Source organism: Candidatus Spongiihabitans sp. (assembly GCF_965237845.1).
Lineage (GTDB): Bacteria > Pseudomonadota > Gammaproteobacteria > Arenicellales > Poriferihabitantaceae > Spongiihabitans.
Map to the genome: position 1 here is coordinate 2,613,685 of NZ_OZ250154.1, position 21,743 is coordinate 2,635,427.

Consider the following 21,743-nt stretch of genomic DNA (forward strand, 5'->3'; position numbering starts at 1 on the left):
CTACGCTGGCCGTCTCTAAAAAATATTTCATGCTCTCGCTTCACAAATATTAAAATCTTTGTGTTACGCATGGCCTCTGTTATGTCTATTTTTTCAAGCATATCAAGGCTCCGCGCCGTTCGAAAAAATAGACAACGGAAAGTAAAACAAATCTTAAAAACACTTAAGAGCCTTTTATGACTCACCTGCGGTCTTTGACGACCCCGCATTGATTCAAGAAATCAAATCAATCGCGAGGTCCCAAAACTTACCTGATCGCCGAGATACTCGTGCGCTCAACTTTAACGCCAGGTCCCATTGTGCTGGACAATGAAACCCGTCGAATATATTGCCCTTTGGCAGACGCTGGTTTGGCTCTAATCAAAGCTGAAACCAGCGAATTTAAATTTTCTTCCAGATCATTCGGTGCAAATGACGCTTTTCCAATGGGACAATGGATTACCCCGGCTTTATCAATGCGGAATTGCACCTGACCGGACTTGGCATCCTCAACCGCCTTGCTCACATCGGTGGTCACCGTGCCCACTTTGGGGTTTGGCATCATCCCTCGGGGCCCCAGAATCTGCCCCAGTTGACCGACTACGCGCATGGTATCCGGGGTCGCAATACAGACATCAAACTTGATTTCGCCTTGCTTGACGGCCTCAGCCAGATCCTCAAGACCCACAATATCGGCGCCTGCCGCTTTAGCCGCTTGTGCATTTTCACCGTCTGCAAATACGGCTACGCGGACAGTTTTCCCGGTGCCATTGGGCAACACAGTCGCGCCTCGCACGTTTTGATCGGATTTTCTGGCGTTGATGCCAAGCATGATGGCGACATCAACCGTTTCATCAAACTGCGCCGAACACAATTCCTTGACCAGCGATAATGCATCGGCAACCGGATAGTGTTGTTCACGATCGACTTTTTCATTTGCCGCGCGAACTCGTTTACTTACTGCCATGTTATGCCCCATGTTACGCTCCCTCGGTCTCAATGCCCATACTGCGCGCACTGCCAGCGATGATTCGAACCGCCATATCCATGTCATATGAACTCAAATCGGGTTGTTTCACTTTGGCAATCTCTTCTAGCTGTGCGCGGGTGACTTTAGCCACTTTATCGCGGTTCGGCACGCTGCTTCCCTTTTGAATTCCAGCCGCTTTCATCAGCAAAACTGAAGCCGGTGGTGTTTTCTTGATATAGGTAAAGCTTTTGTCAGCATATACCGTGATCACCACAGGTATAGGCAATCCTTGTTCCATGTCCTGGGTTTCGGCATTGAATGCTTTGCAGAAATCCATAATGTTGACGCCGTGCTGCCCTAATGCCGGACCGACTGGCGGACTCGGTTTGGCAGCCCCCGCTGGAACCTGCAGTTTAATATATGCGTCTATTTTCTTAGCCATTTAAGACTCCTGATGGGTTCAAACGCTTAGGTTTCGCTAAGCTCCCCGGTTAATATTAAAAAACTTCTCGAACCGCTTGCTTCTAATCCGTTATCCTTTTTCGACCTGGGTGAAATCCAATTCCACTGGTGTGGAACGCCCAAAGATCGTAACCGATACCTTCAACTTCGCTTTCTCAAAGTTTGTATCTTCCACGGTGCCGTTAAAATCCTGGAACGGACCATCGATTATTCTGACGATCTCGCCTGGCGCAAAAGTAAATTTCATTTTCGGCTTGTCGGCACTGTCTGAAATTTGCTGGATAATTTCTTCCGCCTCTTGCTGGGTAATTGACATCGGCCGGTTTTCAGTGCCGCCAATAAACCCCGCAACCTTGGGAACGCTCTTGACTAAATACCAGGTTTCGTCTGTCATTTCCATTTCCACCAATACGTATCCGGGGAAAAATTTTCGTTCACTGGTGCGCTTCTGGCCTGCTTTCATCTCCACCACTTCTTCGGTCGGAACCAGAATCCTGCCGAAGCTGTCCTGTTTTTCAGCGCGAGTAATGTAATCTTGAAGCGAGTTTTTAACCCGCTTTTCAAATCCGGAAAATGCCTGCACCACGAACCAACGCATGTTGGGATTGCTGTTCTGTTGCTCGGCGCTGACTCCAACATCGGTTGCCGGCTTGCTTGTTTCACTCGCTCGAGGGGTGGCCTCCGTAGCGTTCTCAGATTGTTCTGCTGATGCCTGCTTAGCTTGAACCTGCACAGCTTCGGTTTTCCCGGCCTTGATTAATGTTTCATCATTCATTTTATGTGCCTCTTACCCTGAGAATGACATCGTAAATCGTGTAAAACGATAACGCATCAAAGGCCCACATCACCAAGCCAATAATGATGACCAATATGATGACGAATAGGGTCACTTGCAAGGCTTCCTGACGAGTAGGCCAAACTACTTTTTGACGCTCAACATTTGCGCCTTTAATGAAAGACCAGGCTGATTGGCCGGTTTCCGTAGTCAAGATCAAGCCGATGGCCAACGCCACGCCGACAATGACTATGCCGATGCGCCCCAATTGCATGAGATCACTAAACTGATAGTAGATCGCGACTGCTGACACGATTATCAGAATCGCAACTATTATTTTGATTTTATCTATCACTGGCTTTATATCTAAATTTGTAGTCTTGCCGCATAAAAACCATTAACAATAAGGGCTAACAATAGATCGAGGCAAAACATACCATCCGTTAAGCACGATGGCAGGCCAGGAGGGAATCGAACCCCCAACCTGCGGTTTTGGAGACCGCCGCTCTGCCAATTGAGCTACTGGCCTTCGAACCGACATGGGATGTTATGGACACCCTTATTTTGGACCTGTTCAAAACTGTCTCATAATAAAACACCCGAGAGGCGAAACGAATCCCGGATGTTCTGGTAATATTTGATTAAAATCGCCTCTAGTTTACTGGCTAGTTTGCTGTCTAATTTACCGCCGAACCAATATCCGCGGCCTTTATTGACTATGCAATAATTTTAGTCACCACGCCGGCGCCCACAGTGCGACCGCCCTCGCGGATGGCGAAGCGCAAGCCGTCTTCCATGGCAATCGGCGCTATCAACTCCACCGCCAACCGCACATTGTCCCCAGGCATCACCATCTCCACATCCTTCGGCAACTCGCACGCCCCCGTGACATCCGTCGTCCTGAAATAAAACTGCGGACGATAGCCTTTGAAAAATGGCGTATGCCGTCCACCCTCCTCCTTCGACAATATATACACCTCTGCCTCAAACCGGGTGTGCGGCGTGATTGACTTCGGCTTCGCCAACACCTGACCACGCTCCACTTCCTCTCGCTTGGTACCGCGCAACAAAACACCCACATTGTCCCCTGCCCGACCCTCGTCCAATAACTTCCGGAACATCTCAACGCCTGTGCATACCGTCGTCATCGTCTCTTTCAAACCAATAATCTCAATCGCTTCATTCACCTTGACCACTCCGCGCTCAATACGACCGGTCACCACCGTGCCCCGACCGGAAATCGAAAACACATCCTCCACCGGCATCAAAAAGTCGCCGTCAACCTTGCGCTCAGGCTCCGGAATATAACTGTCCAAGGCCGCCGCCAACTTGAATATCGAACCCTCGCCCATCTCCGAAGAATCACCTTCCAACGCCTTCAACGCGCTGCCGACAACGATCGGCGTGTCGTCCCCAGGAAATTCGTAACTGTCCAGCAACTCGCGCACCTCCATCTCAACCAACTCCATCAACTCCTCATCGTCTACCAAATCAGCCTTGTTCAAAAACACCACGATATACGGAACCCCAACCTGTCGCGCTAATAATATGTGCTCGCGGGTCTGCGGCATCGGTCCGTCCGCCGCCGAAACCACCACTATCGCGCCATCCATCTGCGCCGCGCCGGTGATCATGTTCTTGACATAATCCGCATGACCAGGACAATCCACGTGCGCATAGTGCCGCGCCTCAGTCTCATATTCCACGTGCGCGGTCGCAATCGTGATGCCGCGCTCACGCTCCTCCGGCGCATTGTCTATCTCATCAAACGCCTTCGCCGACGTGCCGCCGTACTTCGCCGACAATACCCTGGTCATCGCCGCCGTCAGCGTCGTCTTGCCGTGATCCACGTGCCCTATCGTGCCAACATTCACATGCGGCTTGGTTCTCTCAAATCTCTCTTTCGACATGGTTCAATTCTCGCAAATTTCAAATAATCAAATAATCAATAACCTTATGGGCTAATTAATACGCCAATTTCACTAAAACCCAAGCTAAAAAACCTGAACTAAAAAACAACATCGTTCGGTTACAAATTCTTCACCGCCATACAAACTGGAGCCCACAACCGGATTTGAACCGGTGACCTCTTCCTTACCAAGGAAGTGCTCTACCGACTGAGCTATGTGGGCGCTCATAAAGACGGTAGAACCGCTTTAACCGTCATTTCATTTCCGGCTACCTACAATCCGGCGATCCAGCCAGAACATCAACTAAACTCCACTAAGCGCTAGCTAAGTCCCGGACCGTTTTCAATCACCCCCCTCTCTTTCTGACCCGACCTTTTGGAGCGGGTGATGGGAATCGAACCCACATCATCAGCTTGGAAGGCTGAGGTTCTAGCCTTTGAACTACACCCGCATATCTTTCTAACTGCCAAGCCCCATTCACCCAATGGTGGAGGGGGGAGGATTCGAACCTCCGAAGGCTGAGCCAGCAGATTTACAGTCTGCCCCCTTTGACCGCTCGGGAACCCCTCCGACGAAAATCCAAGCAAACATTTAGTTTTCGCTTAATGCGCAGACTCTGTCAATGCCTAATGCTTATAAAATACCTTGTATTTTGAAATGCTTTTTTGACTCAATCTGAAGATGAGGATTGCTTCCCCCCAGCCATGACCACCTCAAAATGGAGCCCGCAGAGGGAGTCGAACCCACGACCTGCTGATTCTTACCTGCTACCGTTTTCACGACCCCGATATAGCCTCAGCCATATAGGGTTTGGGGTCTGGACTTTCTCTTCACCATATCATCATCAACATGTCATCATCAAATTGATTCCGACTTAGGCGGGTGGTGTAAAGTCTCTACACTCCATCCGGGTTAAATATCAACCAGGACGTAGCACGGGATTGCCATTTTAATTTGCTGAAAGCCATCAATAGTCGCAAAATTAAAAGAAGGTTTCCCCGTTTTAGCCACCTCCACTTCATAAGTTTCCCCATGAAGGTGCAATTATTACAAATCAGCTGCTCTGGCCAACTGAGCTATGCGGGCAGTTACCGCGAATTAATTCATTTAAATTCAATGAATTAAACGAGAATATCCGCCATTTTTTCTATTTCGGAATAAGATTTTACGAACTTCAAACCGAAATAAAAAATTGGAGCGCAATTTTACGCAAAGTGAGGACTTAAATGCAATGGGCAATATTAATTTTTAGGCAGGAATTTTAGGCAGGAATTCCAGGCAATGTCGAAATCATTATTGCCCCCCCCCCGGATTTTGCCCGTTTTATGTCGAATGTATGTCGAATTTATTGCCAATGCCAAATCCTCATGCAATTTCCAGGCGGGTGCGTAGCAAAAAGCCGGCACAAAATGCCCAAAAATCAACAATCGACCTGTAACAAACCTACAGCAGGCTCTACCCACTCATGGGTGGTCACCCAATTTTGTTCCACACTGTCAACGGCAATAACGATCCAGTTAAAGGGTCCCAATTGACGGTACTCGAGTTGCGATTTAGCCTGTACGTCTATGGATTGGAGGTGGGCAAGGAATTTTGCGGCCAATTCCTCCTGGGTGAAATAACCCAATGAAATCCTGACCGATCCGTTTTCAGCCAAGGAAACAAAATGCTCAAGGTTTTTACCTTTCAACCGCCGCACGACGGGCTCGGTGGATGAAATTGAACTGTAAGGTCCTAAATACACTCGAACCGCCCGCAATTCTCGGCTTTCGCTGGTAACATGCCGAAATTCTATTCCATTCTGTCCCATCCATTTGGCAGCAGCCTGCCAGGATTGTTCCTGCTTAAACGGGCCCAATCGGTAGCAGGACTGCACGATGATTTGGGGCGTAGCCGGCGCCAATCCGGTTTTCGCTGTGGCTTCATCTACGCTGGAATTTGAGTCCTCATTTCCAACTAACCCGCCATCCGATTGCTGGGCCTGAGTGTTTGTGTTGGCTGTGATTTGTTGGGTGGTTTGCTGTGAATCTTGTAAATCCGCTTCGCTTGACCCGGTTTTTTTTGTCTGGTCTTGAACCGATGCCATAAACGCCGAAGCAGAGGGTTGATAATCCGCAATATTTCCAAACTGTTTTAAGTTTCCGTTTTCGTTCAACAATAACATACCCTCTTTATTAACATCGGGTTTTGAGCTAATGGCAGTCTCATTCACAGTAACCTGATGCCCGCTTGCCCAAAGATAGACCGCGACATTGACAATCATCAGCAATGCGGCGATCCATTTCATTGTGCCGATGCCTCGCTCAGCAGCAGCAACCCGATCAGCGCCAAATTTGATGCGTATTTCATATCATGAATGGATAAACCGGAGATCCATTCAGCGTCTCCGCCGGTAATAATTACTTTTAATTCACGGTCTTTGGTGGCCAGATGATGAGCAATCGCCTGGTCAATTCCCGCCACTACCGCCAACATCACCCCATTTTCAACCGCAGATCGTGTATTGGTGTTTACGTAATGTATTTGCTTGGGTATCTGCTTCGTACTATATGAATGTGTCATTTTTTGTATCTGACTGGTCGCCGAATTAAGGGATTCGATCATCGTCGCCACACCGGGGAAAATTATGCCGCCCAAAAAACCGCCCTCGCTATCGACATAATCAATGGTCACAGCCGTTCCCGCATCAATAACGACAAGCGGCCGCGGTCCGGCGATGTGCCTGGCCGCAATATTCGCGGCCCAACGATCAACGCCCACGGTCGCCGGGTTTTCGCAGCAATTTTCAACCCCCATGGCAGCGGCTTTGGCTTGAATAAAAATTGGCGAAAGCTTCCAGATGACCTTGCAAATTTTGACAATATCGGTTTTGATGGATTCTGCGGATACGCAAGACACCCAAACCGATTCAGGCGCAGGCAACTTTTTGAACTGCATACCAAGCTGCTCCACCCGCTCGCTTGAATGAGTATTGATAATTTGATCGCTAATCATTTTATCGAGATCGCTTGGGGTTGGCGCGCCAACTGAAGCATTAATCTGATCGGAAGTTGCCCACTTCACCCGCCGGTTGCCGATATCGATTAATAATTTCATGACATTTTATCGTCGTTTTCAGTAAGGGCCGTTTTCGCACGAATAGAAACTTCTCCACCGATAACTCGCCTGATTGACCCGCTGCATTCAACCAGAAGCGCGCCGCTTTCATCAACGCCGAGCGCGCTTCCCGACCACTGATCGCCGGCAGACACAACCTCTATAACCTGATTCTGATAAACATGCAGAGCATTCCAGCGCGTCGCGAATGATGCAAAACCAGTTAACATATACCGAGACAGAAATCGTTCATGATTGAGCGCTATTGCGGCAACCAATTGGTCGCGATCTACCTGACAACCTAACGAGTATAAATCAGTCCACGGTTGATCAATTTGCCTGTCAAACGACGGTGGGATGCTAACATTTATACCGACGCCGATTACACAATCCAAACCGGATATTTCAACCAGAATGCCGCCCAGTTTTTTTCCGTCGGCGATAACATCGTTAGGCCATTTCAATTTTACCCCCGTAACACCGAGCTCGTGCAAGGACTGTACGACTGCCAAACCGGAAATCAATGACAGGCCTTGAGAACTGCTTTCCTGCAGCCCCCAGCCTATCGATATGAGCACAGAACTTGATGCGGGTGCAATCCAGGATTTTCCACGGCGTCCTTTCCCGGAAGTCTGCCTTTCCGCCAGGCAGATACGGCCGTCAATCCGCACCGGCGTTTGGTCCGGCGTTTTATTTTGTGCCAGCAACCATGAATTGGTGGATTCAATTTCTTCGAAATAATAAATTCGGTCGCCAGAAAATTTTTTCGATGGCACCAGCAATTCAGAAATTTTTTCGATGTTATGCTTCATGATTGATTTAAAATTAGTCCATTAGCTCGGTATAATTCAGTTTAGACCGAGCGTAAATAATTTTTGATATTATAAAAAACAGGTATAACACGCCACGCTAAATTCACCAAATAAGACATATGGCACAACCAAATCAACCGCGGCGCAATCAAACTCGGGAAGTAAAAATTGGCGGCATTACCATTGGTAATGGGCATCCCATTGCAGTGCAAAGTATGTGCGCCACGCCAACCACGGATATTCCAGCCACCTTGAAACAGATAAAATCTCTGCAGGCGGTCGGTGCGGATGTTATTCGCATAGCGGCAGACAACAAAAAAGATGCCCAGGCATTGATCGAACTTCGCCAGCAAACACCAGCGGTGCTTAGCGTGGATTTACAGGAAAACTATCGTCTGGCAGAAATTTTAGCGCCTCACGTCGATAAAATTCGCTACAATCCCGGCCATCTTTACCACCATGAACGCAACAAACCGTGGAAGGATAAAGTGCGGTATCTGGCGGATATAGCAGATAAACACGATTGTGCTATGCGAGTTGGCGTCAATGCCGGATCTGTTGACCCGGATAAACTTGCGCGCCATTCCTCCGACATGCCCGCCGATGCCAGTGCCAGCGAGTCGGTGTTGCCCATGGTAGAAAGCGCTCTTGAACATAGCGAATGGTTGGATCAAATCGGGTTTACCCGCTATTGTGTATCGCTAAAAGACTCTGACCCCAAAAAAGCAATTTCGGCATATCGGCAATTTGCAGACACCCGACCTGACATCCCATTGCATCTGGGCGTTACTGAAGCGGGTATGCCGCCGGAAGGAATAGAAAAAACCAGAATCGCTTTCGAGCAACTGATCGGCAAGGGCATCGGCGATACCATAAGGGTCTCGCTGACTTTGCCATATGACGACAAACACCAGGAAATTAGCGCTGGTCGACAAATATTAAAAGACATTTCAGCAGGTCGGGTCAGAACGGTGGTTCACTTCAATGAAAATAAATTGAATCTGATCAGCTGCCCAAGTTGCTCGCGGGTTGAAAACGAAGCCTTTATCGACCTGGCCGAAAAAGTAAAAGCAACAACCCGGTATGCCGAAGATCATGCTATTACTATTGCGGTGATGGGATGTCGGGTAAACGGCCCTGGAGAGACTGATGATGCCGACCTCGGATTATGGTGTGGCCCAAACTACGTCAACCTTAAAAAACGAGGGGAAAAAATCGGCGCATTCAAGTATGACGAAATTCTCGACCAGCTCGACAGCCAACTTAAATCCTTGATTTAAGGCGGCCTGAGCCTTATTATTCCGTCGCTTTTTGCGTGCCTGCGGTACGACAACAACGCTGAACAAATAAAAATCAGGCTCTGGATAACTTGAGCGCAGCCTGTCCACTCCCGAGCAGTCAGGTCACAAGAACCCATCCCCCGCATGATCATTAAGGCTATCGGCATCTCGGATATATTTCATCACCGTGGCCGGGTTTCGATGGCGGGTGATTTCCATAATTTTGTCTATCCGAGCGCCATGTACCGCGGCGCTGGTTACAAAGCCCGCTCGCAGCGAATGCCCGGCAATCTCTGAAGCGTCCAAGCCAATCTCGGCGGCGTAATGCTTGACGATGCGCGGCACGTCGGAAGGGTGCATATGCGAGCCGCGCAACTTGCCGCCGCGAAACATTGTCTGGAATACCGGCCCTGACAAAATACCGGCAGCACTCAGCCAGTCTTGCAAGTATTTTATTGGCTTGAGTTTCTTGCCTTCGGGGATGGCGATTTTCTGACCCAGCCCCTCCTGGTCGGTTTTCGATTTTCGGATATGCAGAAACATTCTCGGGCGTTCCTCATCATCTATAATTTCGAGATCGTCAATGGTTAAGCCGCAAATCTCAGACCTACGCAATGCCGCCGCAAACCCTAGCGCGATAATTGCCGCATCGCGCTTGCCGATAAGCGTGTCCGGGCATTTGTCCAACATTGTCTTGATATGATGCTCACGCAAGGCTTTCACCTGTCTCGGCGGCGCGCTCCTGAGGCGCGCCAAGCCCTTGCAGACGCGAGCGACTTCCGGGTGGTTGGTGGGCGAGGCTGCATTCTGATCGACATGTTTTCGGTTGATCGCGCTACGCCACAAAATCACCGTGCCCAACGCAGGCAGCTTGCCGTTGGCGCCCGGCTTGGTTGCCGTTTGCACTAGAAACCGTGCCACATCCGATGGATTCGCTGGCAGCGCAGTGATGTTGTTTTGATTACAGTATCGCTGCCAAAGATGCCAGCCTTTATCGTAAGCAATGCGCGTGTTGTCGGCTAACACCGATGACAGGATGTCGGTGTATGTGTCGTTAATGTTAAATGATTGAAGCATAGTCTATTCACTCAGTTAAAAATAAACTCACTTTATCCGAGAACTAAAGACTATGAGAAGGCAACCAATGAGAAACGGCTTCGTCTATGGCAGTATTTAAGGATTTCTTAGCGGTGGTATGGTAAATATTGCAATGGCGTGTCCGGGTGAAAATTATTTTTTGTTGCTGCGAGTTATCCAGACAAATCACAAAGTCGCATAGTGGCGCGCAGTGATGGATAAGGTGGTTCTTCCAGATTTCTTAAAACAAAGATTCTTGCCGTTCTCTTCCAGGGTAAAAAACACCCACAATAACAAACGGATTGGTTGCCCAACCATGATATTTCAGGGTTGTTCCTAAAAATAGCAAAACATCGCATTCTTTAGTAAATTTATCAAAATATTTGTTCCGCACTTGTTGAATAGCCATTTTTTCATCGCCGTTACAGTTTTTTAAGCAATTCCAATATAGTGCACCTATTTCCCAATCTTCTATCATCAAGGTAGGTTCCTTGCCCTTTATATCCTCAAATTTATATGAAAATTTATAGGGTAATTTATCAACATGCTCAAACTCTTTTTTTACTTCTTCCTCTGTTTGAAAAAGCGATAATTGCCTGTATTTTTCTTCTAAAACTGCTAATTTTTCACTGTCCCATTCTCTCTCCACTTCCTCAATAATGAAATCAATAATTTTTGCAGGCTTAAAAGTTGCCAAGGATAAGACGTTATCCTGATTAGCTTTTGCAATTAAATCGGTTAAATCTTCGTATATGGTGCTTTGATTAACAATTTCCTTACGTCTGTACCAATTCTGCTCGGTGTTTAATTCCTCAATTATCTTTAAGGATGATAAATTTTTGACTTTACGGCTTTCAGGTCTAATATCTGAATAATTGCGTTCTAAGTCTAATTCTATCCACTGCCATTTTTTATATTGCTGTTCATTTTCTAATGCTCTAAATGATAATGGATAAATCCTTACCCAAGTCCCATCTTCTAAAAACCCAGCAGTGCAAACCAACTCACTATATCTTTTTGATAATGTCGGATAGGTTTTGACGCTAATAAGAACCTTGGTCAGCATAATTACAGATGAATGGTTTGAGTTTTATAATTATCAGAAAGATAATCAGTAACGCAATGACGATGGCAATCATGGTGGTGTTTTTCAAAACAAGTCAGGGCAATTCTTCGATGCTTTTTTTGCAAGTCTAATACCTTATTCAGCGCTTCTTCTCTAGCAGGCAATGTGGTTTTATATTCATCAAATAACTTTTTATAATCCTCTTTATTATTCAAATCTTGTCTTTTATTAGACTCAACCCCCAACTGAGGAATATGCACATATTCAATATCCAATTTAGGCAAAATATCATTCAGCGCTTTATAGCTAAAACCAAATTTTCGACTAAACGGATTTTTTCTTATATCGCCGATCAGTTTTATATTATTTTTAATCAGTTTATTAATATATGCCTCCAAAGTGATGCCTTCATAACCAATCGTATAAATCGTTGATTCAAAACTGATAAGTTTTTCTTTTTCTTGTCTGATTTGCTTTATAACTCCAGACGGACAGATATTCGTAATTTGGCTTTTAGTCGCATAATACGGATAATTTTTATATACAAAAACAACTAAAGCATTACCCTTCAATCGTTTTTGTTCATCAGGATATTTAAACAAACTATTACTATCTTTAATCCTCAACCAAAGAGCAGGTTTTTCTACTTTCAATTTTATCTTGCTATCAACAATCTCAATAAAACCCCGTTCAGACAAATTCAGTAAATCCTTGTCCAGTTGAAAAGAATAGCAGCCATATTGATAAGGAACAAAATCATAACCCATAGGCGCTTGTTGCGAAAATAAAAAGCTATGCTTCTGTAACTCCGTTCTGGTTACTTCTGTATTGATAAAACGCAACAAGGACAGTAAAAATCGTTGACGATAGAATTTTGGCTTGTTGTTTTGAATGTTCATAGGTAACATTTTACAATTCATTTTTTACCTTGGTGGTCTCTAGTTTCTATTTGTAAAAAATTTAGTATCCATTGGGGACTTCTGCTACTGAGTTAATCAGGTATCCTAGTGTTGTTTTAGTACTGAGGAGGATGCTCGCTATTTTACTGAATTTTTAGCGTTCTGCAGAATCTTTTAATCACCGTTTACAACGAAACTACAATATTAGGCATGGTTTACTTGCAGTGAAAAGCAAAGAAAATTTGACATCAAAGTAAAAGGCGCGTCGATTGAAAATAAAGGAAATCGTAGTCACTGAAAGCCATCAAAAAAATCATCTGATACCATTCACCGCAGTTATGCCTTGTTTGCTAGAATGCGGTTTTAATTATTCACTACTAACTTTAAGGTACGAAAAATGCCTGACTACCGATCCTGGACCACAACTCGCGGCAGAACCATGGCCGGGGCGCGCGCTTTGTGGCGCGCTACTGGAATGAAAGAGGATGATTTCAACAAACCCATCATTGCCGTTTCCAACTCATTCACGCAATTCGTGCCCGGACATGTGCATTTAAAAGACATGGGGCAATTGGTTGCCCGTGAAATCGAAGCGGCCGGTGGCGTTGCCAAAGAATTTAATACGATTGCCATCGATGATGGCATCGCCATGGGGCATGGCGGCATGCTGTATTCATTGCCGTCTCGGGAAATCATCGCCGATTCGGTGGAATATATGGTTAACGCCCATTGTGCAGACGCGTTGGTTTGCATCTCCAACTGCGACAAGATCACGCCGGGGATGCTAATGGCCGCCATGCGCCTTAACATTCCGGCGATTTTTGTCTCGGGCGGGCCGATGGAGGCCGGCAAAGTAACCTGGCGCGATCATGAGAAATCGGTGGACCTGATTGACGCCATGATGGTGGCCGGCGATGACACTGTGACCGACCGCGAATCTGAAAATATGGAGCGTTCCGCCTGCCCGACCTGCGGTTCCTGTTCTGGCATGTTCACCGCAAACTCGATGAATTGCCTGGCAGAAGCTTTGGGGCTTGCCCTGCCTGGCAACGGCACCCTGGTCGCCACCCATAGCGAGCGCGAGCGATTATTTCTCGAAGCAGGGCGAGCCATCGTTGCCGCCGCAAAGCGATATTATGAACAAGACGATGACGATGTGTTACCGAGATCCATCGCCAACTTTGAGGCTTTTGAAAACGCGATGTCGCTGGATATCGCTATGGGCGGATCGACCAATACTGTGCTGCATCTGCTCGCTGCAGCGCATGAGGGAGAAATCGAATTTACCATGAAAGACATCGACCGCTTGAGTCGCAAGGTGCCGAACCTGTGTAGAGTCGCGCCGGCCACACCCGATTATCATGTTGAGGATGTACATCGTGCCGGTGGCGTCATGGCCATACTTGGCGAGTTGGACCGTGCCGGCTTGATAAACCGCAATGCCAAAACTGTCCACGCTTCCAGTATCGAACAAGCCATCGCGCTTTGGGATATACGCTTTGTCAATGACCAAAAACGAAAAGATTTTTTCCGCTCGGCGCCCGGCGGCGTGCCTACTCAGGTGGCGTTTAGTCAAAGCAAACGTTATAAATCCCTGGATTTAGACCGGGAAAATGGATGTATCCGCGACCTCGACCATGCTTACAGCAAGGACGGCGGGTTGGCGGTACTGTTTGGCAATCTCGCCGAACAGGGCTGTATCGTCAAAACCGCCGGCGTCGATGAGAACATTCTAAAGTTCACCGGCAAAGCCAGGATTTTTGAAAGCCAGGACGCTGCCGTGGACGGGATTCTTGGAAATCAAATTAACGCAGGAGACGTTGTTGTGGTTCGATACGAAGGGCCAAGGGGCGGTCCCGGAATGCAGGAAATGCTCTATCCAACCACCTACTTAAAATCGAAAGGCCTGGGCAAAACCTGCGCCCTGATTACCGACGGGCGATTTTCCGGCGGCACTTCGGGGCTGTCCATCGGACACGTTTCACCGGAAGCCGCAGAGGGAGGGCTGATTGGTCTGGTAGAAGAATATGACGCCATCGAAATAGATATTCCAAATCGAACCATCCATCTTGCCGTCGAGCAAGCGGATTTGGAGCAACGCAGAACAAACATGAATGCAAAGGGCCAGGCCGGATGGAAACCCAATCGGCACCGAGTGGTTAGTGTTGCGCTTAAAGCTTATGCGCGGCTCAGTACCAGTGCGTCCAGGGGTGCGGTCAGAGATGTAACCCAGCTATAAGCGAAATGGGTTGTTGTTCCGCTTTTGAGTGATCATTCATGTTATGTATGTTACGGTGACTTTTTGGGTAGCCCCTTGGGTTGTTAGCATTTCAAGCAGCAACGCTTGAATGTTCCCTCTTTGACGGGGGTAACTGATGCTAGAAAAAGTTCGTCAACACGTTCATCAGGATGTGTCCAGTCGTAAATGTAACATTTCGGCTTAGGGTGTGTCACCCGATGAGGTAGAACGCTGACAAAACGGCCAGCCCTACTGCTGCCTGCACCACAGATCCGCCGCCAAGAATTGCAATAGCATTAATTTCTTTGTGATTCGGCAAAGCATGCTGTCGAACCAACCAGTAGAAGCTGTCGTTGGGTAGAATCGCAATAAATGATCCTAGACATATCGCAAGCACAGCAAGTACTGGCGCTATTCCGGACGCTGTGACGATCGGCAAGGCAAGGGGGCCGACTACTGCAAACGTTGCCATGCTGGACCCTTGCAACAGTTTGAACAGAGCGCCGAGAGAAAACAAGATAAATAACGCGAATAGACCACCGTGCGCGGCGAACAACTCGTCCACCGGAAATGTTGTGGTCAGAAATGCACTGAAAGCACTTGCTGCTCCGATAACCAATAACAGTGCACCCGTTCTTCTCACACCTGACTCAATGCAATTGCGTCGTTCTGACCGATGCACCATGCACAGCGCCGATGCGGCGGTCAGAATTAGTGCGCCTTTTGGATTGGTTGCAAAATCGATCCACGGATTAGACAAATGTTTAGACAAAACACCAGCCGCAAGCAGGGCGGCCAAGAGCGCGAACGGCCATAGCCGTGACAGTTCCCTAATGCTGTCTTTGTCGAAGATTTTTATTTCTGAAGAAGGCGCTGGGCGATCAATCGTGCGCGCAAACAATATCCCTGCGATCCACACTGGAATGAAAATCGCTACGCTATAACCAAAAAGCGCTCGGTCAGCCACAACACCTAAGCTTGCCGCGATAATCAGCGGCCCGGCAGGGAAAAGCAACTTGAATCCAGCATAAGAAGAAAATGCCAAAGACAGATGCCAATGTGTTACTGTCGGTGAAAGTGATGCATATGCCGTATCGGGACAGACCATCCCGGCGCCAGCAAGTGGCGCCATGCCTACTAATATCGGTGATTGCCCTTTGATGTTCAGATGTTCAATGGCCGCAGCAAGGGTAAAGGAAGGAATCAGGATGAGCGCAAATTCCCCGACTGCCACACCCCAACCTGCACTGAATCGAGAGATCAGTTGTTGCGATGTGCTCCCGGATATGATTCCAAGCAAAATGCTGATCAGGATCATCCAGACGACCAAGGGCCAATTTGGGACAAACCTGCGCCAAAAATTCTTTACATTGGATATGGCGGTGTTCAAGCAACCTCTCCAGCGACATAGGCCGCGGTTATGTTTCCCTTGGGATTGGCAAAAAGCTCTTCGGTATTGTTTACTTCAATGATGGTGCCTGCATTGTTGCGGCACCAGAATACTGCAGATCGGTCCGAAATACGCTTTGCTTGTGCGATATTATGGGTCACCAGCACGATGGTGCATTTCTCCTTGAGTGACGCAATCGAATTTTCGACTGTCATACTGGAGATCATGACAATAAGACAATATTTTGGTCCAATGCCGTGAGACTGTGAAAGAGCTGCCTTTGGGGAAATTTTGACATGCTAATATTATTCCATGCTAAAATGAAAATTAGACCCTTTCAAAAATGTCAATATATTTACCTTTTGCTCAATTTGACACAGTTTATTTTTACATCCTGTAAAACCTGTAAAATTTCCACTCTATTTCCGCGAATGCTGACTGAACTTGACAAAAAAATTCTCATCGCCCTAAGAGATGATGGCCGGGCAAGTTGGAGTGCGCTTGCCAAAAGGTTTTCGGTCTCCCGGGTAACCATTCAAAACAGAGTCGAATCCATGCGAGTACGGAAAATCATCAAGGGTTATACGGTGGTTGCAAATGTTAATTCTGCCAAGGCCGGCATATCTGAGGAAAAGGTATTTTTTATGTTGCAGTTTGTCGCTGGTGATTCTTTTTTTGGTTTGTGCAAGTTGTTGTCCACTTCGCCGCATGTGCTGGGCATTTGGTGCGTGGCCGGCGAGTGGGATTGTTTTGTGTTGGTAAGTGCGTCAAGTTTGCGGGAGGTGGCAAAATTGCGTGAGCACATTTTTGACAAAATAAAAATCAAAAAACTCGAAACTCACCCGGTATTGAACGATTGCCCGCCAGATTTCATGGAGTCCAAATGATGTTTAATTATTTGTCCACGGGTTCTTGAACAACAAAGTTTGGGGCTGACACCTAACATTTGAAATGTGAGGGTTGGAATATGCATGTAAAGCATTGCGAATTAACAAGAACTCCTGACAACGTTCTTGCTTGATTCGCAACGAACCCAGATGGGCGATGGTCAAAGGATAACTCGGTTGTATAAGCCGGCCAGGTCATGGAACAGTTCATCCTCGTGATAACCGCCGGGGTTTTCTTGGATGGTGCGATTGAAGCGTTCGACATGGGCGTTCATTTTGGGCGATCGATTGTTCCAGCACCCGCACCCAAACGGTTGGCGGATCAATATCGATACAACCAACATCGGTTTATTGTAACATCGTTGGGAAGGATGGTGTAACGCAATCATTCGCCACAATTTCACTTTCAGGATTATGCTATCGAGGTTAACAGCCCATAGCCGCAGATAACCACCAACACTATCCCCAAAATGCGTTTGTATTTATCTCCCCCGTCTTGGATTAGCCTGTTATGCATGTTCAAGCCCAACCAATGACCAATCGCCGCCACAGGAAGAAGATATAGAGAGTATTTAAATTGCAAATCAATTTCAAAAGCCACGAAAGTGGACATCTTTATCGTCACCAATATCATCCAGGTTACAAATAAGGTGTTACGCAGTTTCTCGATAGCCACGTTTCTGGCGAAAACCGCGGATATGAGCGGCGCGCCGATTAGCGAAGTTCCGCTTGCATAACCGCCCATAACCAACAATATGTTGTCCACCAACCGATTTTTACTTTTGAATGAATAATTAAAAACGTAAGTAAGGCCATAACAAAATGTGATTCCGTAAATCAGGGGCACCAATAAATCATTGGGTAAATTCAGCAATCCGAATACCCCTATTAATTTGGGAATGAGCAGTATCAACATTGCTTTTTTCAAGTACTGCCAATCGACGTCATGCAAACGGTTGTAAACGGTCAGCGCAGAAAAAATCAGTAAATGAGTGGCCACGATTGGCAGCCAAAGCAATGGGTTGTCAATAATGAATAACATCAACGGCATGGCCAAGGCGGCCCCGCCAAACCCCAGCCCGCTGCGAACAAATCCGGACCAGACAAAAACCAGGCACACCAGCGCCCATTCAATGGTGGTCAATGGCGGCATTGGGATGGTGTTATTGTGTTAAAAGATACCAGCCAGCGGTCGCGAACGGCGTTGTCAGCCAGATAGCCAAATAGATTAGATTTTGCCGACAACAATGGCTTCATGCCTTGCTTAATGGTTCACTGCAACTTTTGGACGATAAGTCTGTTTTTGCGGAACCGCATTGATGAGATTTTTCGTATCGTAGTGGCAGTGAATATTCTCTTCTCCAAATCTGCGCGTTAATTGGTCCAGTAATGCCTGCTCTGGATTCACCTTCCAGGCATCGCCTAGATGTAATCGACCAGACTCTCCTTTTGTACGAGTATAACTAATGCCAATCTCGGTGTTGCCGCCCTGATACTCGCTCAATAATTGGTGTAGCGACCTGAGCGTATCCTTGCTCAAACTCTGTTCGAATAAGTGCAACCTGATGCCTGCCAACGTTGCCTGCCTGAGTTCTGCGATTTCGTATAAATTCTCTACCCGAATTTGACATCCCCCGGTAAATTCATCAGCGCTTAACTCCCCTACGGCGATTAACAGATTATCTTTTTGCAATTTACTGAAGTACAGATTAAATTTTTCCGAGTATAAATTTGCTTCGACTCGATACATTGCATTATCCAGCGTTATGAATGCCATCTTGCCTCGGCGGGTATTTAATACTCGCATTGCCACCATGATGCCGGCGAAAATACCGTTGCGCGGAGTGCTTAAATCCAGTAATGACACATCATGCTCACAGACCGAGTTCAGCTCATGAGCAAAACGATTATAAGGGTGCCCGGTCAGATATAACCCCAGCGTCTCTTTTTCCGCATCAAGACGTTGTTCATCGCTCCAGTCCGCTGTCTCACTTGACGTCAAATTGCCCACAGGCACTCGTTCAACGCCAAACATATCAAACTGCCCGGCTTGTTTATCCTGTTGCTGTTGCCCTGCGGCACCAACGGCATTATCAATGTCCGCCATTAACATCGCCCGGTTGTCCCTCAGGTCATCCATTGCGCCGCTTTTTATCAACACTTCCAAAACCCGCTTGTTGACCTTACGCAGGTCCAGCCGCCGGCAAAAATCAAACAAACTTTGATACGAATCATTGGCTTCACGTTGCTCCACTATGCTTTCAATCACGCTCTTGCCCAGGCCTTTTAATGCGCCAAGACCGTAGGAAATTTCCGTATCACTGGTTGGCTTGAACGAATAGAAACTGGAGTTGATGTCTGGAGGCAATACTGTCAGTTCAAGCGCCTTGCAATCCGCAAGCAGGGTGACGACTTTATCGGTATTGTCCAACTCGGCCGACAAAGTTGCCGCCATATAAGCGGCTGGGTAATGGGTTTTCATCCACGCAGTATGGTAAGACACCAACGCATAAGCAGCGGAATGGGACTTATTGAACCCATAGCCTGCGAATTTATCCATCAGAGTAAATATGTTTTCCGCAATCTGTTTATCTGTGCCCCGGCTGACCGCACCGGTCATAAACGTTTCACGTTGTTTGGCCATTTCCTGCGGTTGCTTTTTACCCATGGCTTTGCGCAGCAAATCCGCGCCGCCGAGGGTATAGCCGGCCAGGGCTCTGGCAATTTCCATGACTTGCTCCTGATAGAGAATCACGCCATATGTTGAATCTAATATGGATTCAAGATCAGGGTGGAGATATTGAATCGGTTGCCGACCGTTTTTTCGAGCGATAAAATCATCAACCATTCCGGATTGCAATGGGCCCGGTCGAAACAGGGCAATCAGTGCGATCAGGTCCTCGAATGTTTCTGGATGAGAGCGGATGATCAATTCCTTCATGCCGCGAGATTCAAGCTGGAAGATCGCGGTGGTTTGCCCGGTCCTAATAAACTTAAAGGTCTCTTTATCGTCCAAAGCAATGTGATCCAAATCGAGCATCGATTTATCTGTCGTTGATTTATCCAGCGTTGCTGTATTTTGAGCGACTCGCTGAAGGTTTGCCAATTTCACTGCACAATCAAGAATAGTCAGCGTCCGTAATCCAAGAAAATCAAACTTGACCAGCCCGATTGCTTCCAGATCGTCTTTATCGAGTTGCGTTATGGCTTGATTCAAATGGGCGTCGGCATACAGCGGGATGTATTCAGTAAGTGGTTTTGGCGCGATCACCACACCGCCTGCATGTTTTCCGACGTTTCGCGCCAAGCCTTCCAGTTGCAATGCCGAGTCGATCAATTCCTGCACCTCCGCCTCATCCTCATAACGTTGCTTGAGCGCCTGCTCTTGGCTCAACGCCTGGTTCAAAGTCATGCCAATTTCAAACGGAATTAACCTGGCAATTTGATCGACAAATCCATAAGGAAGACTCATCACCCGACCCACATCCCGCACCACAGCCTTGGCAGCCATCGTGCCAAATGTAATAATTTGTGCGACTTGATCATGGCCATATCGCTCGGCCACATATTCGATTACCCGATCTCTGCCATCCACGCAAAAATCGATATCAAAATCCGGCAATGACACCCTTTCCGGATTCAGGAAGCGCTCGAAAAGCAACCCATATGGAAGCGGATCGATTTTGGTTATACCCGTTGCCCAGGCAACTAATGACCCCGCACCAGAGCCTCGACCAGGGCCCACTGGAATGTCATTTTCCCGGGACCAGCGAATGAAATCCGCCACAATTAAAAAATATCCCGGATACCCCATTTGCTCAATCACATCCAATTCCAGATTCAACCGATCGGTATATTGTTGATCCACTGGCATCGCCGCATCAAACACGCTATCGGCCACGCTGTCGGAATGAGTTTGCCGGTCAACCCCCAAGCGTCTGGCCAATCCCGATTCCGCAAGCTCTCGCAGCACGATCGCAACCGATCGCCCCTCGGCATCGGGATAGATCGGCAAAAAGCCTTCATCAAAATTGAAAAACAGGTTGCAGCGTTTAGCAATTTCCATTGAATTACTAATCGCTGCGGGTATATCCGCGAATAACGCCGACATTTCCTTGCTGGATCGCAAATACTGTTGATCGGTAAATTTTCGCGGTCGCCGACTGTCATCCAGTACCCGCCCATCGTTTATGCATACGCGAATTTCATGCGCCCCGAATTGCTCCTGATGGATGAACTCGACCCGATTTGTTGCAACCAGGTTAATCTGGTGTTGCCCGCAAAGTTGCACGGCCATGTTGATGTAGGCTTGCTCGGTTGGCCAACCGATGCGGCTAATGGAAAAATACAATCTATCCCCAAATAGCGCCTGATAGCGCGCCACCACCTTTTCGATACCCGATTCCGCATCCCGAGTCATCAGGTTTGCCACTGGCCCTTCGTGTTCGTCCAGCATACAGATGAGACCGGGTTGATACTGAGCGAATTCGGCCCATCGAATTACAATTTTGCCTTTCGCTCTGCTTTGTGAAGATGCGCCTTGCAGATACGCATTGGTCAGCATTTTGCTGAAATTGCGATAGCTCTGGTTGTCCTGGCATAACAAAGTTACCCGGTCGCAATTTTCTGCCCGCAACTTTTCCGCCTGCGCCTTTTCTATATGCAGTGGACTTTCAACCCATACATCGCAACCGATAATCGGTTTCACCCCATTTGCCAGGCAGGCTCGATAAAATTTCACCGCGCCATAGAGGTTTGACCAGTCGGTCAGCGCCACGGCAGGTTGTTCAAACTCTACGCACTTATCCGCCAGCGGTTTAAGCCGCACAATGCCGTCAGCAAGAGAAAACTCTGAATGCAGATGCAAATGTACGAACGGTTGACTCATTACGGTCCAATAA

Annotated in this window: 18 protein-coding genes and 4 tRNA genes; 3 read left to right on the plus strand and 19 right to left on the minus strand. The window is 47.5% G+C overall.

What is annotated here, in order from left to right; translation table 11 throughout:
• Positions 1 to 247: 247 nt before the first annotated feature.
• From rplA to ACPXXB_RS12720, 12 genes are all read right to left on the minus strand, one after another.
• Entirely contained in the window at positions 248 to 946 is a 699-nt protein-coding gene (rplA, locus tag ACPXXB_RS12665) for a 50S ribosomal protein L1 (protein WP_423907918.1), read from the minus strand.
• Positions 947 to 959: 13 nt separating this feature from the next.
• Positions 960 to 1,391, minus strand: a complete 432-nt coding sequence (gene rplK / locus ACPXXB_RS12670) for a 50S ribosomal protein L11 (protein WP_423907920.1) — start codon at positions 1,389 to 1,391, stop codon at positions 960 to 962.
• Between the two features lie 90 nt (positions 1,392 to 1,481).
• The gene (nusG, locus tag ACPXXB_RS12675) at positions 1,482 to 2,009 is read right to left on the minus strand and encodes a transcription termination/antitermination protein NusG (RefSeq protein WP_423911196.1); all 528 of its coding nucleotides are present in this window, start codon (positions 2,007 to 2,009) and stop codon (positions 1,482 to 1,484) included.
• A 178-nt stretch (positions 2,010 to 2,187) separates the two neighbouring features.
• Positions 2,188 to 2,541: a preprotein translocase subunit SecE gene (gene secE, locus ACPXXB_RS12680; protein WP_423907922.1), complete on the minus strand. Its 354-nt coding sequence runs from the start codon at positions 2,539 to 2,541 to the stop codon at positions 2,188 to 2,190.
• 98 nt (positions 2,542 to 2,639) lie between these two features.
• A tRNA-Trp gene (locus ACPXXB_RS12685) sits at positions 2,640 to 2,715 on the minus strand.
• A gap of 187 nt (positions 2,716 to 2,902) precedes the next feature.
• Positions 2,903 to 4,096: an elongation factor Tu gene (tuf, locus tag ACPXXB_RS12690; protein ID WP_423907904.1), complete on the minus strand. Its 1,194-nt coding sequence runs from the start codon at positions 4,094 to 4,096 to the stop codon at positions 2,903 to 2,905.
• A gap of 146 nt (positions 4,097 to 4,242) precedes the next feature.
• Positions 4,243 to 4,318 (minus strand) — tRNA-Thr (locus ACPXXB_RS12695).
• 154 nt (positions 4,319 to 4,472) lie between these two features.
• A tRNA-Gly gene (locus tag ACPXXB_RS12700) sits at positions 4,473 to 4,547 on the minus strand.
• Between the two features lie 34 nt (positions 4,548 to 4,581).
• Positions 4,582 to 4,666, minus strand: a tRNA-Tyr gene (locus ACPXXB_RS12705).
• 850 nt (positions 4,667 to 5,516) lie between these two features.
• Complete coding sequence (locus ACPXXB_RS12710) at positions 5,517 to 6,383, minus strand: hypothetical protein (RefSeq protein ID WP_423907924.1); 867 nt, start codon at positions 6,381 to 6,383, stop codon at positions 5,517 to 5,519.
• Positions 6,380 to 7,192, minus strand: a complete 813-nt coding sequence (locus tag ACPXXB_RS12715; protein ID WP_423907926.1) for a type III pantothenate kinase — start codon at positions 7,190 to 7,192, stop codon at positions 6,380 to 6,382. Before ACPXXB_RS12715 ends, ACPXXB_RS12710 begins: the two co-directional genes overlap by 4 nt.
• A complete protein-coding gene (locus ACPXXB_RS12720) occupies positions 7,189 to 8,004 on the minus strand; it encodes a biotin--[acetyl-CoA-carboxylase] ligase (RefSeq protein ID WP_423907928.1) in 816 nt (271 codons plus the stop codon). The genes ACPXXB_RS12715 and ACPXXB_RS12720 overlap by 4 nt, the downstream gene beginning before the upstream one ends.
• A 119-nt stretch (positions 8,005 to 8,123) precedes the next feature.
• Here ACPXXB_RS12720 and ispG point away from each other — a divergent pair, with 119 nt between their 5' ends.
• Positions 8,124 to 9,284, plus strand: coding sequence for a (E)-4-hydroxy-3-methylbut-2-enyl-diphosphate synthase (ispG, locus tag ACPXXB_RS12725; RefSeq protein WP_423907929.1), 1,161 nt, complete (start codon positions 8,124 to 8,126; stop codon positions 9,282 to 9,284).
• Between the two features lie 123 nt (positions 9,285 to 9,407).
• Here ispG and ACPXXB_RS12730 read toward each other — a convergent pair whose 3' ends face one another.
• The 3 genes from ACPXXB_RS12730 to ACPXXB_RS12740 form a co-directional block, all read right to left on the minus strand.
• Positions 9,408 to 10,361, minus strand: a complete 954-nt coding sequence (locus ACPXXB_RS12730) for a site-specific integrase (protein WP_423907931.1) — start codon at positions 10,359 to 10,361, stop codon at positions 9,408 to 9,410.
• A 241-nt stretch (positions 10,362 to 10,602) separates the two neighbouring features.
• Positions 10,603 to 11,427: a hypothetical protein gene (locus ACPXXB_RS12735; protein WP_423907932.1), complete on the minus strand. Its 825-nt coding sequence runs from the start codon at positions 11,425 to 11,427 to the stop codon at positions 10,603 to 10,605.
• A 2-nt stretch (positions 11,428 to 11,429) separates the two neighbouring features.
• Complete coding sequence (locus tag ACPXXB_RS12740; RefSeq protein WP_423907934.1) at positions 11,430 to 12,326, minus strand: DUF488 family protein; 897 nt, start codon at positions 12,324 to 12,326, stop codon at positions 11,430 to 11,432.
• A gap of 397 nt (positions 12,327 to 12,723) precedes the next feature.
• Here ACPXXB_RS12740 and ilvD point away from each other — a divergent pair, with 397 nt between their 5' ends.
• Entirely contained in the window at positions 12,724 to 14,565 is a 1,842-nt protein-coding gene (gene ilvD, locus ACPXXB_RS12745) for a dihydroxy-acid dehydratase (protein ID WP_423907936.1), read from the plus strand.
• A gap of 211 nt (positions 14,566 to 14,776) precedes the next feature.
• Here ilvD and ACPXXB_RS12750 read toward each other — a convergent pair whose 3' ends face one another.
• Positions 14,777 to 15,955, minus strand: coding sequence for a hypothetical protein (locus ACPXXB_RS12750; protein ID WP_423907938.1), 1,179 nt, complete (start codon positions 15,953 to 15,955; stop codon positions 14,777 to 14,779).
• Entirely contained in the window at positions 15,952 to 16,170 is a 219-nt protein-coding gene (locus ACPXXB_RS12755; protein WP_423907940.1) for a hypothetical protein, read from the minus strand. Before ACPXXB_RS12755 ends, ACPXXB_RS12750 begins: the two co-directional genes overlap by 4 nt.
• 216 nt (positions 16,171 to 16,386) lie before the next feature.
• Between ACPXXB_RS12755 and ACPXXB_RS12760 the strand changes: the two genes are divergently transcribed.
• Positions 16,387 to 16,842, plus strand: coding sequence for an Lrp/AsnC family transcriptional regulator (locus ACPXXB_RS12760; RefSeq protein WP_423907942.1), 456 nt, complete (start codon positions 16,387 to 16,389; stop codon positions 16,840 to 16,842).
• A gap of 412 nt (positions 16,843 to 17,254) precedes the next feature.
• On the opposite strand, the gene ACPXXB_RS12765 is transcribed toward ACPXXB_RS12760, so the two are convergent.
• Together ACPXXB_RS12765 and dnaE are read right to left on the minus strand one after the other, a co-directional pair.
• Complete coding sequence (locus tag ACPXXB_RS12765) at positions 17,255 to 17,995, minus strand: TSUP family transporter (RefSeq protein WP_423907943.1); 741 nt, start codon at positions 17,993 to 17,995, stop codon at positions 17,255 to 17,257.
• A gap of 111 nt (positions 17,996 to 18,106) precedes the next feature.
• Complete coding sequence (dnaE, locus tag ACPXXB_RS12770) at positions 18,107 to 21,730, minus strand: DNA polymerase III subunit alpha (protein ID WP_423907945.1); 3,624 nt, start codon at positions 21,728 to 21,730, stop codon at positions 18,107 to 18,109.
• Positions 21,731 to 21,743: the final 13 nt, after the last annotated feature.